At 74.3% G+C, this 14566-nt stretch carries 15 protein-coding genes; 10 read left to right on the forward strand and 5 right to left on the reverse strand.

Annotated elements, in window-relative coordinates:
- Positions 1-55: 55 nt before the first annotated feature.
- From C8046_RS15630 to C8046_RS15645, 4 genes are read left to right on the forward strand one after another with little or no spacing between them, the layout of a single operon-like run.
- Positions 56-970, forward strand: a complete 915-nt coding sequence (locus C8046_RS15630; protein ID WP_109230239.1) for an ABC transporter ATP-binding protein — start codon at positions 56-58, stop codon at positions 968-970.
- Positions 967-1827 (forward strand): ABC transporter permease, encoded by an 861-nt coding sequence (locus C8046_RS15635; RefSeq protein ID WP_109230240.1) that lies wholly within the window; start codon positions 967-969, stop codon positions 1825-1827. The genes C8046_RS15630 and C8046_RS15635 overlap by 4 nt, the downstream gene beginning before the upstream one ends.
- Positions 1809-3143, forward strand: coding sequence for a sensor histidine kinase (locus C8046_RS15640; RefSeq protein WP_109230241.1), 1335 nt, complete (start codon positions 1809-1811; stop codon positions 3141-3143). The genes C8046_RS15635 and C8046_RS15640 overlap by 19 nt, the downstream gene beginning before the upstream one ends.
- Positions 3140-3745, forward strand: coding sequence for a response regulator transcription factor (locus tag C8046_RS15645; RefSeq protein ID WP_109230242.1), 606 nt, complete (start codon positions 3140-3142; stop codon positions 3743-3745). The genes C8046_RS15640 and C8046_RS15645 overlap by 4 nt, the downstream gene beginning before the upstream one ends.
- Before the next feature lie 31 nt (positions 3746-3776).
- On the opposite strand, the gene C8046_RS15650 is transcribed toward C8046_RS15645, so the two are convergent.
- Positions 3777-4178, reverse strand: a complete 402-nt coding sequence (locus C8046_RS15650) for a universal stress protein (protein WP_109230243.1) — start codon at positions 4176-4178, stop codon at positions 3777-3779.
- 109 nt (positions 4179-4287) lie between these two features.
- Here C8046_RS15650 and C8046_RS15655 point away from each other — a divergent pair, with 109 nt between their 5' ends.
- The 3 genes from C8046_RS15655 to C8046_RS15665 are packed head-to-tail and all read left to right on the forward strand — an operon-like array spanning position 4288 to position 7302.
- Positions 4288-5289 (forward strand): Bug family tripartite tricarboxylate transporter substrate binding protein, encoded by a 1002-nt coding sequence (locus C8046_RS15655; RefSeq protein WP_235866360.1) that lies wholly within the window; start codon positions 4288-4290, stop codon positions 5287-5289.
- Entirely contained in the window at positions 5286-5795 is a 510-nt protein-coding gene (locus tag C8046_RS15660) for a tripartite tricarboxylate transporter TctB family protein (RefSeq protein ID WP_109230245.1), read from the forward strand. The genes C8046_RS15655 and C8046_RS15660 overlap by 4 nt, the downstream gene beginning before the upstream one ends.
- A gap of 4 nt (positions 5796-5799) precedes the next feature.
- Positions 5800-7302, forward strand: a complete 1503-nt coding sequence (locus C8046_RS15665) for a tripartite tricarboxylate transporter permease (RefSeq protein WP_109230246.1) — start codon at positions 5800-5802, stop codon at positions 7300-7302.
- A gap of 10 nt (positions 7303-7312) precedes the next feature.
- Here C8046_RS15665 and C8046_RS15670 read toward each other — a convergent pair whose 3' ends face one another.
- Together C8046_RS15670 and C8046_RS15675 are read right to left on the reverse strand one after the other, a co-directional pair.
- Complete coding sequence (locus C8046_RS15670; protein WP_109230247.1) at positions 7313-8203, reverse strand: 3-octaprenyl-4-hydroxybenzoate carboxy-lyase; 891 nt, start codon at positions 8201-8203, stop codon at positions 7313-7315.
- Between the two features lie 27 nt (positions 8204-8230).
- Positions 8231-9385, reverse strand: a complete 1155-nt coding sequence (locus tag C8046_RS15675; protein ID WP_158277237.1) for an ROK family protein — start codon at positions 9383-9385, stop codon at positions 8231-8233.
- A gap of 98 nt (positions 9386-9483) precedes the next feature.
- Here C8046_RS15675 and xylA point away from each other — a divergent pair, with 98 nt between their 5' ends.
- Together xylA and xylB are read left to right on the forward strand one after the other, a co-directional pair.
- Positions 9484-10665, forward strand: coding sequence for a xylose isomerase (gene xylA, locus C8046_RS15680; RefSeq protein WP_109230249.1), 1182 nt, complete (start codon positions 9484-9486; stop codon positions 10663-10665).
- A 211-nt stretch (positions 10666-10876) separates the two neighbouring features.
- Positions 10877-12292, forward strand: a complete 1416-nt coding sequence (xylB, locus tag C8046_RS15685; protein WP_109230250.1) for a xylulokinase — start codon at positions 10877-10879, stop codon at positions 12290-12292.
- Positions 12293-12397: 105 nt separating this feature from the next.
- On the opposite strand, the gene C8046_RS15690 is transcribed toward xylB, so the two are convergent.
- Entirely contained in the window at positions 12398-13048 is a 651-nt protein-coding gene (locus C8046_RS15690) for a uridine kinase family protein (RefSeq protein ID WP_109230251.1), read from the reverse strand.
- Positions 13049-13198: 150 nt separating this feature from the next.
- Here C8046_RS15690 and C8046_RS18180 point away from each other — a divergent pair, with 150 nt between their 5' ends.
- A complete protein-coding gene (locus tag C8046_RS18180) occupies positions 13199-13531 on the forward strand; it encodes a hypothetical protein (protein ID WP_146197184.1) in 333 nt (110 codons plus the stop codon).
- A 72-nt stretch (positions 13532-13603) separates the two neighbouring features.
- Here C8046_RS18180 and C8046_RS15700 read toward each other — a convergent pair whose 3' ends face one another.
- Positions 13604-14443: a tryptophan-rich sensory protein gene (locus tag C8046_RS15700; protein ID WP_235866361.1), complete on the reverse strand. Its 840-nt coding sequence runs from the start codon at positions 14441-14443 to the stop codon at positions 13604-13606.
- Positions 14444-14566: the final 123 nt, after the last annotated feature.

Below are 14566 nucleotides of genomic sequence, written 5' to 3' on the forward strand. Positions count from 1 at the left end.
CACCCGGTGAAGGCCGTCACTACTCCGCGCCCGGATCCGCCGCGAGGCTGGATGCATGACCACCGACCTCGCAGTCCACGCCCAGGGGGTGACCCGTCGCTACGGCAGCTTCACCGCCGTCGACGGGGTCGACCTCGACATCCGGACCGGGGAGCTGTTTGCCCTGCTCGGCACCAACGGCGCCGGCAAGACGTCCTTCCTCGAGCTCCTCGAGGGCCTCGCCCCGGCGCACTCCGGCGAGATCCGGGTGCTCGGCGCCGAGCCGTACCGGCAGCGCCGCCAGGTGATCGGCCGCCTCGGCATCATGCTGCAGGACGTCGGGTTCTCCGGGGACCTCACCGTCGCCGAGACCGCCCGGATGTGGCACGGCACCCTCACCGGGCCGCGCCCGGTCGCCGACGTGCTCGACCAGGTCAACCTCGGCCACCGCACCGGCGTCCGGGTCGCGAGCCTGTCGGGCGGAGAGCGCCGCCGGCTCGACCTGGCCCTCGCCGTCATGGGCGGCCCCGACCTCCTCTTCCTCGACGAGCCGACCACCGGGCTCGACCCGGAGAGCCGGCGCGCCGCCTGGGACCTCGTCCGGGGGTTGCTCGACGGCGGCACGACCGTCGTCCTGACCACGCACTACCTCGAGGAGGCCGAGGCGCTGGCCGACCGGCTCGCGATCATGCACGGCGGCCGGATCGTCCGGCGGGGGACCGTCGGCGAGATCGTCGCGAGCGAGCCGGCGCGGATCGCGTTCGAGCTGCGGCGCGACCACCACCACGACCTGCCCGCCCTCCCCGGCCTGATCGGGGCACCGGCCACGGTCGGCGAGCGCGTCGAGATGCGCAGCACCGACCTCCAGCGCGACCTCCACACCCTCCTGACCTGGGCCGACGCGCGGGACCTCACCCTCGCCGACCTCGACGCCCGGTCGGCCTCCCTCGAGCAGGCGTTCCTCGCGGTCGCCGGGACGGACCAGTCATGACCACCACCCAGCCCACCCCCACCCGCCCGACGGCGCCCCGTGCGTCGGCCGAACCGTCCACCGGCACGCGCGCCACGCTGCGCCGGGTCCGCGCGCTCGCCCGCGCCGAGATCACCCTGCTGCTGCGGAACAGGGTGACGCTGTTCAACGGCGTCGCGCTCGCCCCGCTGATGGTCGGCCTCATCGCCGGCGTCGGCGGCGACCGCCTGCTCGACCTGTACGTGCCCGGCGGCGCGGCCAGCGCCGTCATGATCATGGTCATCGCGTTCGCGCTGACGTTCGTCGTCTACTACAACCTCACGACCGTGCTCGTGGCACGGCGCGAGGAGCTCGTGCTCAAGCGGCTGCTCGTGGGGGAGTGCTCGCGCACCGAGATCCTCGTGGCGACCGTGGTGCCCGCCGCCGTCGTGATGGGGCTCCAGGTGATCCTGTCGGTGGTGGTCGCGCTCGTGACGATCGGGACGCCCACCTTCGCCAACCCCGTGCTCATCGTGGTCGGTGTCGTCGGGGGCCTGGTCGTGCTGGCCCAGCTCGCCGTCGCCACGTCCGGCATCACCCGCACCGTCGAGTCGGCGCAGCTGACCACGCTGCCCGGGCTCGTGCTGCTCGGGATCGGCGCCTTCATCCCCGTCACCGTGCTGCCCGACTGGGCCGTGCGCGTGCTGGAGCTGACGCCGCTCAACCCGGTCGCCTCGCTGCTGCGGCTCGGCATCGGGGGCGTGGACGCCGAGGGTGCCCCGCTCGACCTCGCCCAGACCTTCGAGCAGGGTCTGCGACCGCTGGTCGTCCTCGTGGCCTGGGTGCTCATCGGCTCGCTGCTGGCCCGCCGGAGCATGCGGTGGGAGCCGCGTCGGTGACGACGGCGTGGCAGGCTGACGCGGTGACGTCCGGCCCCACCAGCACCACCCCCACCAGCACCACCCCCACCCCGCGCCGTCCCGACGTGCGCGGGGTGGAGGTCTACACGCGGTGGTCGCTGCTGGCGGTCTCGGCCAGCGAGGTGCTCCTCGTGGCGCTGGCGGTGGCCGGCGCCCGGCTCGGCGACGCGGCCGGCTGGCTGCTCGCCGTCGGGCTGCTCCACACGGCGAGCGCCGTGTGGGTCCTCGACACCGGGCTGCAGCCGGAGCTGCCTCGCCGCCGGTGGCGTCGGGCGGTGGCGACCCTCGCCGTCGCGACCGTCCTCGCGGTGGTCGTGATCGCGGCCAGGGTGCCGACCGTGCACGGGGAGCCGGGTTCGGTGCTCTACCAGCCGCGGGCCTCGCTGATCGCGGTCGTGGCGATGTTCACGGTCGGGGCGCTCGCGACGCGCCTGCGCCTGCGGTGGCTCGTCCTCGCGGCGGTCTCCTCGTGCGTGGTGACCCTGCTCGCGCACCACGACGACCTCGTCGTGCCGCTGGTGGCGGCCGCCGTCGCGCTCGCCTTCGCCGTGCTCGGGTTCGCCGGTTCCTACCGCGTCTCGGTCTGGATCCTCGCCGTCGTGCGCGAGCTGGAGGAGGCACGGCGCAGTGACGCGCTGCTCGCCGTCGCGCAGGAGCGGCTGCGGATCGCGCGCGACATCCACGACGTCGTGGGGCGCGCGCTGTCCGTCGTCGCCGTGAAGAGCGACCTCGCCGCCACGCTGCAGCGCCGCGGTGACGCGCGCGCCGAGGGGGAGATGCTCGAGGTGCGCCAGGTGGCGCAGGAGTCGCTCGCGCAGGTACGCGCCGTCGTCTCCGGCTACCGCGAGGTCGATCTGGTCACCGAGCTCGCCGGGGCGCGCGCCCTGCTCGGGTCGGCGGGGGTGACGACGACGGTGACCGGGTCGGCCGACGGCGTCGCCGACGCCGACCGGGCCGTGCTCGGTGCTGTCGTGCGCGAGGCGGTGACGAACGTCGTGCGGCACAGCCGGGCGCGACGCTGCACGTTCGAGCTGAGCCCGCACGCCCTGGTGGTGCGCAACGACGGTGTCGTGACGACACCTGCCGGCGACCCCGAGGACGTGCGGCCGGGCAACGGCCTGACCGGGCTGAGCGAGCGCCTCGAGGCGGTGGGCGGCAGGCTCGAGCTCGCCCGGGAGCCCGGCGGCTGGTTCGAGCTGCGGGCGGTGCTGCCGGCCGGACCGGGCCCGGCGGGTCCGTGGCCGGCGGGTCCGAGAACGTCCGGTTCCGGAACGTTCGAGGGGGAGCGCGCATGATCCGACTGCTGCTGGCCGACGACGAGGCGCTCATCCGCGACGCCGTCGCCACGATGCTCGACCTCGAGGACGACCTCGAGGTCATCGCCCGTGCGGCGTCGGGGACCGAGGCGATCGCCGTCGGGCTCCGCGTGCGGCCCGACGTGGCGGTGCTCGACCTCCAGATGCCCGGCGCCGACGGGATCGAGGTCGCGCGTGCGCTGCGCGCGGAGCTCCCGGACTGCGCCGCCGTGATCGTCACGTCGCACGGACGGCCGGGCTACCTGCGGCGGGCGCTGGAGGACGGCGTGCGCGCATTCCTGCCCAAGACCGCCTCGGCGGCCGAGCTGGCCGCGGCGATCCGCCAGGTGCACGCGGGCGGCCGGTACGTCGATCCGGCGCTCGCGGCCGAGGCCATCGCGGCGGGGGACTCGCCGCTCACGGCGCGGGAGGCCGACGTGCTCGAGCTCGCCGCCGAGGGGGCGCCGGTCGAGGAGATCGCACGACGCGCGCACCTCGCCCCCGGGACGGTGCGCAACTACCTGTCCTCCGCCGTCGCCAAGCTCGGGGCCGCGAACCGGCACGAGGCCGCGCGGACGGCGCGGGCGAAGGGGTGGCTCTAGCGGGTCGGGTGCGCGACCGGGCGGCCGGCGGTCAGGCCTTGGTGACCAGCACGGCCATCGGCGCGTCCATCAGCACGCTGCGCACCGTGCTGCCGAGGATCAGCTTGCCGACCGGGCTCCGGCGTCGGGCGCCGATCACGAGGGGGTCGGCGCCGACCTGGACGGCGAGGTCGACGATCACCTCGGCGATGTCACCGCGCGTGGGTGCCGTCTCGACGCGCCAGGTCACCGCCTCGCCGCCGTCCACCTCGGCGATCCGCCGGGCCGTCTCGTCGCGGACGGCCTCCACCTCGGGGCCGGCCTCGGCGTGCTCGGCCGTGTCCACGACCGCCAGGACTGCGAGATCGACCCCGCGACGGAGCGACTCGCGCGCGGCCTCCCGCAGGGCGGCCTGACCCGCGGGGGTGCTGCTGAAGACGACGCCGACGGTCATGGGCACAACCTACTCACGTATCCGCGCGGGCGGCCACTGTCCCGTGGGCGGCTCGGTCCGTGCCATGATTCGCGACGAGATCTGCTTCCGACGGCGAAGGTGGTGACTGGTGGTGACGCGAACCGTGGTGCAACGCGTCGTCGGTGCGGTGGTGGTGGGAGTGCTGGCCGTGCTCGCCGTCATCGACGCCCGCGGCGCGGGGGAGGGCGCAGGTGCGCGCACCACCCTGACCCTGGTCGCTCCGGCGGCGGTCGGCGGCGGCTGGGACCTCGTGGCCCGCGAGTCGCAGCAGGCGCTGCGCAGCGACGGCGTCGTCGGCTCGGTCAGCGTCGTCAACATTCCGGGGGCGGGCGGCACGATCGGCCTGAGCCAGCTCGCCGAGCTCGAGGGCGACTCCCAGACCCTGATGGTGACCGGGACCGTGATGCTCGGTGGCATCGCCCAGTCCGGCAGCACGACCACGCTGGCCGACACCACCCCCGTCGCGCGGCTCGCCGAGGACTTCGAGGTCATCGCGGTGCCGGCGGACTCGCCCTACGAGACCCTCGAGGACTTCATCGCGGCCTGGGAGGCCGACCCGGCCGGCCTCCCGATCGGGGGCGGCTCCGCCGGCGGCATCGACCACCTGGTCGCGGCCCAGCTCGCGGGCTCGCTCGGGATCGCGCCCGAGGACCTCGTCTACACCCCGCACGCCGGCGGCGGCGAGCTCACCCAGTCCCTCACCTCGACGGCCTCCGGCACGGTGAACGTCGGGATCAGCGGCTACAACGACTTCCGCGACCTGATCGAGGGCGGCCGGCTGCGGGCGCTCGCTGTGGTCGCGCCGGAACGGCTGCCCGGCATCGAGGTGCCCACCATGATCGAGCTCGGCTACCCCGAGGTGGACCTCGTCAACTGGCGCGGCCTGGTGGCCCCCGCGGGCATCACCGACGAGGAGCGCGCCGAGCTCATCGCCGTCGTGGAGGAGATGGTGGAGACCGAGAGCTGGGCCGAGGCCGTCGAGCTGAACCGTTGGGTGCCGAGCCCGCTGTACGGCGACGACTTCGCCGCCTTCGTCGAGACCGAGCAGGAACGCATCGGCGTGCTGGTCGAGGAGCTGGGGCTCGCATGATCGAGCGCCGCGCGCTGGGCGCGCTGATCATCCCCGTCGTGCTCCTCGCCGTCGGGATCACGCTGGTGACCGGCATCCTCACGATGGACGAGGCCGGCGACGGCGGACTGTTCGGACCCAAGGCGTTCCCGTGGCTGATCGCGGCGCTCTGCCTGGTGGTCGCCACCCTGATGACCGTCCAGGTGCTGCTCCCGAGCACGCCGCCTCCGACGGCGGACCCCGGGGACGAGGCCGACGAGATCCTCGACGGCGATCCCGACCTGCCCGAGGGCACGAACTGGCGCGGTGTGGCGATCGTGGTGGGCGGCATCCTGCTGTTCATCCTGCTGCTGCAGCCGGTCGGCTGGCTGATCTCCGCAACGCTCCTGTTCGCGGTCGTCGCCGTCGGCATGGGGGCGCGCAACCACCTCGTCAGCCTCGGCGCCGGCCTCGGCCTCGCCGCGGCCATCCAGCTGGTCTTCGGCGGCCTGCTCGGTATCCACATCCCTCCCGGAATCCTGGGGTGACCCGATGGACCAGCTGACCAACCTCGCCGGCGGCTTCGCCGACGCGCTCACCCTGTCCAACCTGCTCTTCGTCCTCATCGGCGCGGTGCTGGGCACCGCCGTCGGGGTGCTGCCGGGGCTCGGGTCCGCGATGGCGGTGGCGCTGCTGCTGCCGCTGACCGCGAGCCTGGACCCGCTGGCCGCGCTGGCGATGTTCGCCGGCATCTACTTCGGAGGACTGTTCGGCGACTCGATCGCCGGCATCCTCATGAACACCCCGGGCAACAGCACGGCGATCGCGTCATCCCTCGAGGGATACCGGATGGCGCGCGCCGGGCGGGCCCCGCAGGCGCTGGCGACGGCGGCGATCGGCGCCTTCATCGGCGGCATCATCGCCACGGTGCTCGTGGTGTTCTTCGCGCCGTCGATGGCCGACCTCGCCAACCGCTTCGGTCCGGCCGAGTTCTTCGCGCTGGCGGTGTTCGCGTTCGTGGCGATCGCGACCGTCGTCTCCGACTCGGCGATCCGCGGCCTGGCGGCGCTCGCGATCGGCCTCGCGATCGCGGTGGTCGGGATCGACCAGCCCACAGGGACGCAGCGCTTCACGTTCGAGCTCCGCACGCTGTTCGACGGAGTCGACATCGTCGTCATCACCGTCGCGCTGCTCGCGGTGGGCGAGGTCATCCACCAGGCGTCCAAGGTCGGCTTCTCCGACGAGGCCAAGCTGATCCCGACGGGCGGCCAGCCCTTCCTCAGCCGGGCGGAGATCCGCCAGGCGCTGCCCGCGTGGCTGCGGGGAACCGGGTTCGGCGTGCCGTTCGGCGTCATCCCGGCGGGCGGCGCGGAGGTGCCGACGTTCCTCTCCTACGGCGCCGAGCGCGCGCTGGACCGGCGGTCGGGCGACCCGCAGTTCGGCAAGGGCTCGATCAAGGGTGTCGCCGGCCCCGAGGCCGCGGGCAACGCGACGGCCGGGACGGCGATGGGCGCGCTCCTCACGCTCGGGCTGCCGACCTCGGCGACCGCCGCGGTGCTGCTGATCGCGTTCCGGCAGTACGGGATGCAGCCCGGACCGCTGCTGTTCGAGCGCAACGGCGAGATCGTCTGGGCGCTGCTGGCCAGCCTGTTCATCGCGATGGTCGTGCTGCTCATCCTCAACCTGCCCGTGGCCCCGCTGTGGGCCAAGCTGCTGAAGGTGCCCAAGGCGTACCTGTACGCGGGGATCAGCCTGCTCGCGGCCTTCGGCGTCTACGCGGCCGCGGCGAGCACCACCGACCTGCTGCTGATGCTCGCCATCGGGCTGCTCGGGTTCGCGATGCGCCGCTACGACGTCCCGCTCGCCCCGATGCTGATCGCCGTCATCCTCGGCCCGCTCGCCGAGTACTCGCTCCGCGACGCGATGGCCAACTCCGGCAACGACCCGATGGTGCTGGTGAGCAGCCCGATCACGATCGTGCTCTACGTGGTGCTCCTGGCGGGGGTCGCCTGGGCGGTGCTGCGACGCCGGCGGTCGGCGCGCGCGGACTTCTGAGCGCTGCAGCTCAGTCCTCCTCGAGCTCGTAGCTCCCCGAGGTGTCGCCGAACCGCGCCGTCTGGCCCTCGCGGGCCTCGCGCGTGAAGGCCTCGGTCCAGGGGAAGCGGGCGACGTAGCTCGCCGTCGAGACGATCTGGTGGTTGTCGGCGTCGTCCATGTACTCGGGCGACTCGCCGCCGGTGACGGACTGGAACATCCCGCGGGAGAGCGTGAGCCAGCGGGGTGGATGGGTGTCGTGCATCCTCGTCACGACGACGGCGGGAGCGGCCGGGTCGGCCGGGTCGTTGGCGTCGGCCGCCGCCGTCCCGGGCGCGGACGGGGCGCCCGGGGGAGCGCCGGGGACGACGCCGGCGCGCGTCACGTCGAGCAGGGCGTCGAGGCTGCCGGCCCGGCCCACGAGCGCGTCCCACCCGGTCTCGGCGACGACGGCCGCCTCGGCGTCCGTCAGCAGCCGCAGCGTCCGGACGTGGCCCAGCAGCGTGCCGCTGGAGTCCCGTACCTCGTCGAAGGCCGCGCCCCACCGTGAGCCGGTGGCGACGATCGCGGAGATCTCGGTGCCGCCCAGGAACGCCGTCCCGTTGCGCCAGGGGTTGCCGAAGGGCGGGCGACGGCGGTGCTGGGCGATGTCGCCGCACACGATCTGCAGCGCGACGAACGCCGCGCCCTGCTGCCCGTCCACGACCTCGACGGCGAGCTCCACCGGCAGGCCGTCACCGACCGGCAGGCGTGCGACGCCCGCCGTCATCAGCGTGATCGGGCCACCCTCGGGCCGCTTCTCCACCACCATCACGGAGCCGCCGATGCGCTCGTCGAACGGCAGCGGCGGCGCGCCGAGGGCGTCGAAGACGTGGTTCGGGAAGTCCTGGGGGACGTCGATGAGGGGGATGTCGTCGCTCATGGTGATCGACCCTAGGGGAGGGGCGGGTCAGCCGGGGAGAACCCGTTCCGGGTCGCCCAGCGCAGCCAGCACCGGGGCGAGCGCGGCGCCCCGCAGGCCCGGGAGGTCGCTGATCTCCGCCGGCTCGACGGCGACCGACGCCCACGGGTAGGCGAGCACGCGGGTGGCGAGCTCGGTCGTGAGGGCGGGCAGCAGGCGCGGCAGCAGCTCGCCTCCGAGCGTGCCGCCGAGCACGACGGTGCCGACGTCGACCACGTTGACGGCGCTCGCGAGCGCGATCCCGACGGCGCGACCCACCTCGTCCGGCGCCAGCCGGGCCAGCGCCTGGGCGCCCGCGTACTGCTCGAGGCAGCCGGTCGCCCCGCACCGGCAGTCGGGTCCGGCCGGGTCGACGACCACGTGACCGAGTTCGGCCGCGAAGCCGTGCATGCCGCCCTGCACCACGCCGTCGACCACGTGCGCGCCACCGACGCCGACGCCGCCCGAGAGGTAGAGGAACGTGCGCCCGGGGCGGGCGTGGGACTCCGCGAGCGCGGCGAGGGAGGCCTCGTTGCCCAGGGCGACCGCGGCATCGGGCTCGATCCCAGTCAGCGCGGAGGCGGCCTCGACGTCCAGCCAGCCCAGCCGCGGGGCGTCGAGCACGACGTCGCCGCGGACGATCCCGGGGACGGCCATCGTCGTGCCGAGGAGGCGGAGGTCGGGGTGGGCGGCGCGTGCGGCGGCCAGCGTGGTGCGGCCGAGGGCCGCGACGGACGCGAGTGCGTCGGCCGGTTCGGGGGCGGCGAAGTCGCCGCGCACCTCGCGGAACGCGAGCGTCTCGCCGCGCAGGTCGACGACGGCGGCGCTCAGGTGGTTGGCGCCGATCTCCAGGCCGAGGCCGGCGAGGGTGCCGGCCGCGAGCCGTATGGGGGCCGCGGGGCGGCCGACGCCGCCGGCCGCGGGGGCGGGTGCCCACTCCAGCACGCGCGCGGCCACGAGCAGCTCGACCAGGCTCGACACGGTCGCCCGCGTCAGCCCGGTGCGCAGCGCGACGTCGGCCCGGGAGATCGTGCCGGCGTGGGCGACCTGCTCGACGACGACGGCGAGGTTCTGGCTGCGCAGCCCCGCCTGGCGGGCAGGTCCGCGAGCGGGGGCGGCGGGCGGGCCGGCCGGGGTGGGGGGAGCGTCGTCGTCGAGATCCACGCCTTGACGGTAGCGCAGCGCGGCGATAAGTTCATCCAGTAAACCAAATCTCGACGACGAGATTCGTCGGGCGACGAGGCCAACCGAAAGAGGCAGTGATGGTGCGCGCAGCAACCCCCGAGGACAAGTTCAGCTTCGGCCTGTGGACCGTGGCGTGGGCGGGCAAGGACCAGTTCGGCGACGCCACGCGCGCCGAGCTCGACCCGTGGGCCTACCTCGCGCCGCTGGCCGAGGCCGGCGCGTGGGGCGTGACGTTCCACGACGACGACGTCGTCCCGTTCGGCGCGTCCGACAGCGAGCGCGAGCGCATCCTGACGACCTTCAAGAAGGCCGCCGACGAGGCGGGCCTGACCATCGAGATGGTCACGACGAACACGTTCAGCCACCCGGTCTTCAAGGACGGCGGCTTCACGGCCAACGACCGCTCCGTGCGCCGCTACGGCCTGCGCAAGGTCATCCGCAACGTCGACCTGGCCGCCGAGCTCGGCGCGTCCACCTTCGTCATGTGGGGCGGCCGCGAGGGCGCCGAGTACGACGGCTCCAAGGACGTCAACGCCTCGCTCGACCGCTACCGCGAGGGCATCGACACGGTCGCCGGCTACATCAAGGAGAAGGGCTACGACCTCAAGATCGCTCTCGAGCCCAAGCCCAACGAGCCCCGCGGCGACATCTTCCTCCCGACCGTCGGGCACGCCCTCGGCTTCATCGCCGAGCTCGAGCACGGCGACATCGTCGGTCTCAACCCGGAGACGGGCCACGAGCAGATGGCCGGCCTCAACTACACGCACGGTATCGCGCAGGCGCTGTGGGCGGGCAAGCTCTTCCACATCGACCTCAACGGCCAGCGCTCGATCAAGTACGACCAGGACCTCGTGTTCGGTCACGGCGACCTGCTGTCGGCGTTCTTCACGGTCGACCTCGTCGAGAACGGCTTCCCCAACGGCGGCCCGACCTACGACGGTCCTCGTCACTTCGACTACAAGCCCTCGCGCACCGAGAACTTCGACGGCGTGTGGGCCTCCGCCAAGGCCAACATCGACACGTACCTGCTGCTGGCCGAGAAGGCCAAGGCCTACCGTGCCGACCCGCGCGTGCAGGAGGCCTTCGAGGCCGCCGGCATCTTCGAGGCTGCCAAGCCGACGCTCGGCGAGGGCGAGTCGCTCGCCGACCTGCTCGCCGACCGCAGCGCGTACGAGGACTTCGACGTCGACGCGTCGGGCGCCCGTGAGACGAACTACGTCGCGCTCAACCAGCTCGCGCTGGACCACCTGATCGGCTGATCGCCGCGCGACCGGTGGGGTGCTGCTGCGGCGGCACCCCACCGTTCGCGAGGCCCTTCGGGTCCGTTCGCGAGGCCCTTCGGGTCGCATCGCGAGGCCCTTCGGCACCATCCGCGAGAGACTTCTGCACCACCGGGCGACGCCGCCCGCACCGTTCCCTCCCCACCCGTCGCCCGCGCCCAGCGCGCCACCCCACCGCGGAGATCCACCCATGACGCTCGTCGCCGGCATCGACTCCTCCACCCAGTCCTGCAAGGTCGTCATCCGTGACGCCGCCACCGGCGCGCTGGTCCGTCACGGGTCCGCGCCCCACCCGAGCGGCACCGAGGTGGACCCGACGGCGTGGTGGGACGCGCTCGCCGTCGCCGTCGAGCAGGCCGGCGGCCTCGCGGACGTGGCCGCGATCAGCGTCGGCGGTCAGCAGCACGGGATGGTGGTGCTCGACGCCGACGGCGACGTCATCCGCCCCGCGCTCCTGTGGAACGACAGCCGCTCCGGCGGCGCCGCGCGCGACCTCGTCACGGAGCTGGGCGCGCAGGCCTGGGCCGAGGGCACCGGCACCGTCCCGGTCGCCTCGATCACCGCGACGAAGCTGCGCTGGCTCGCGCAGCACGAGCCCGAGAACGCCGCTCGCGTCGCCGCCGTCTGCCTCCCGCACGACTACCTCACCTGGCGGCTGAGCGGGTCGACGTCGCTCGACGACCTCGTCACCGACGCCTCCGACGCCTCGGGCACCGGGTACTACTCGGGCCGCGACGGCGCGTACCGCCGCGACCTGCTGGCCCACGCCTTCGGCCGCGACGACGTCGTGCTCCCGCGCGTGGCCGGCCCCCGCGAGGCGGTGGGGACGGCGACGGCGTTCGGTGCCTCCGCGCTGCTGGGTCCCGGCGCGGGCGACAACGCCGCCGCCGCGCTCGCGCTCGGCCTCGGGCCGGGGGACGTCGCGATCTCGCTCGGGACGTCCGGGGTGGTGAGCGCCGTCGTCGCGCAGCCCGTGGCCGACGCCAGCGGGACCGTGGCCGGCTTCTCGGACGCCACCGGCAACTTCCTCCCGCTCGTCGTCACCGTGAACTGCGCCCAGGTGCTCGACGCCACGCGGCGCGTCCTGGGGATCGACGTCGACACGCTCGCGGCCCTCGCGCTGGCGGCCCCTGCCGGTGCCGGCGGCGTCACGCTCGTGCCGTACCTCCAGGGCGAGCGCACCCCCAACCTGCCCGACGCGACCGGTGCGCTGCACGGGCTCACGCTGGAGAGCTACACCCGCGAGAACGTGGCCCGCGCGGCCTTCGAGGCGATCGTGTGCAGCCTCGCCGTCGGGATCGACGCGGTGCGCGACCTCGGCCTCGAGGTCTCCTCGGTCCGGCTGCTCGGCGGTGCGGCCAAGTCGCCCGCGCTGCGCGAGGTGGCGCCCGCGGTGCTCGGCACCGACGTGCTGCTCCCCTCGCCGGGGGAGTACGTGGCGGACGGCGCCGCGCGTCAGGCCGCGTGGGTGCTCGCCGCCCAGGACGACGCCGGTGCGGACCTCCCGGACTGGGCGGACTCGGGCGCCGAGACGGTGAGCGGGACCGCGACGCCGCACGTGCGCGAGCAGTACGCGGCGGCGTCGGGACTGTTCCTGTCGCGCTGACGCCCGGTGGTGCGCAAGCCCCTCGCCGGTGGTGCAGAAACCCCTCGCCGGTGGTGCGTAAGCCCCTCGCGGGTGGTGCAGAAGCCCCTCGCGGATGGGTGGGGGTCAGGCGGGGGTCGAGGTGAGCGCGCGCAGTCGCGCCTCCGCGGTCGTGGTCGGCAGCGCCTCGAGGCCGCCCGCCCGCCAACCGGCCACGAGGCCGGGCTCGGCCAGCATGAGCGACGTCCCGCGTCGCACGAGTGCCGGGAGCGGCTTGCGCGACTCGCCGACATCGCGCGCGAACCGCCGGACCGCCGTCGTGAACCTGGACTGGTCGAGGTAGTACGCCCCCGCCAGCACGCCCTCGGCGCGCAGCGGCTCGACGACCTCGGCGGCGAAGATGCCCTCCGCCACCACGGCCGGGGCGCCCGCGATGTCGATCGTCTCCATGCCCGTGCGGCGCGAGGTCGGGATGTCGTACGTGGGGACCTCGAGCCGGTCGCCGCGGCACGCGGTCAGCAGGGCGGCGACGGCGGCCTCGGCGTCCCAGGTGCGGGGCGAGTCCCAGTCGACGATCCCGTGCCGTCGCGGCAGCTCGGGATGGTCGTGGTCGAGGTAGAAGTCGTCGAGGTGGACGACGGGCACGCCCAGGCGGTGGGCGATCGAGCTCTTGCCGCTCCCGGAGGCCCCCGCGAGCACGACCACCCTGCGCAGCGGCACCCTGGCGTCGTCCGGAAGGTCGAAGAGCGCCTCGTCGGACGGATTCTCGTGCGGCACCCCGCGAGTTTAGCCACCGCTCGCGACCGACCCGCGAGCATCCGGGTGTCCCCTTGCGTCGCCGCGGGGCCCTCGCCATAGTGAGCGCGCAACCACTCCACGACCCGGGCGGGCCTCCGCGCCGGGACCCGATCACGAAAGCGGTGCGGCATGACCGAGGAGAGCTTCTTCGACAAGCTGAAGGACAGGGCCGAGCAGGTCGCCGAGAAGGTCGGGGACATCGCCGACGACCTCGGTGACAAGGCGCAGGCCGCCTTCGCCGACGCCAAGGAGGCGGCCGGGCCCACGCTCGAGAGCGCGCGCGAGAAGGCCGGCGAGGCGTTCGAGGCGGCGAAGGACCGGGCGGAGGATGTCGTGGCCGACCTGAAGGACCGGTTCGACGGCGACGACGCCCCGGCCGCCGAGACCCCGGCCGATCCGCCCGCACCGGAGGCGCTCAAGCCGCACCCGCCGACGACGCCGCCCGCGACGCCGCCGGTCTGATCCACCGCTGCCACCGGGGCTGGGTGATCCGTTCGACGCCGTCGGGCGATCGCCCCGCCCCGGGCACACGGATCAGGCGGTGGCGACCCCGGGCTGCGAGCCCTGCGAGCCTCGCTCGTCGCGCCCGCCCCGCAGCACCGCCACCACGCCGGCGACGACGACCACGGCCGCCGCCGTCAGGGCCGTGATCACGGCCGCCTGCGAGTCCGGACCGTCCGTGAGGCGCCCGACGGCGATCCAGGCGAGCCCCCACGCCGACGCGAGCGTCGCGCCGACGGCGACCGCCCGGCGTCGGGCCGTCGTCACCACGGCCGCGCAGATGGCCGCGGCGACGGCGAGCACGACCACGACCCACACCGCCTCGGGCAGGAACGTCAGGTCGAGGTCGGAGAAGCTGAGCACGGCGGTGACGTTGGCGACCGTGGCCACGCACACCCAGCCGAGGTAGAGGCCGACGGTCCCGCCGAGCACGACGGCGTCCAGGCGCGGCGCGGGCGGCAGGGCCCGCAGCCGCAGGAGGCACACGACCAGCACCGCGACCAGGAGCGCGATGATCGGCACGGTCAGACCCAGCAGCCCGAGCTGGGCCGCGCTGATCCAGGCCGCGTTGAGGATCATCGAGGCGAGGATCCACCAGCCGAGCGCGCGGTGGTGCGGCGAGGCGGCGCGCGAGGGGAGCGCGTGCAGCACCGCCGTCACGATCAGCAGCGCGTAGACGACGCTCCAGATCGAGAACGCCCCGGTGCCCGGTGCGAGCACCGTCGCCGTCGCGGCGAGCGCGCCGCTGCTGGCGCGGTTGATCTCCTCACCACCGAACGCCCCGGACCCCCACGCGGCGCCGACGATGGCACCGGCGCCACCGACGACGAGGGCGATCTGTCGGACTCTGTCTCTCGCTTCGACCTGGACCATGCCTTCCATCGTCACCCCGATCGGCCCGCAGGGCGAGAGTGGCGTGCGGCGGCCACGTCGTCGGACGCTGGTCGGGACGCCTGCCATGCGCGCCGCCACGCCGCCCGGCGCGGGGGAGGTCCG

Source organism: Serinibacter arcticus (assembly GCF_003121705.1).
Classification (GTDB): domain Bacteria; phylum Actinomycetota; class Actinomycetes; order Actinomycetales; family Beutenbergiaceae; genus Litorihabitans.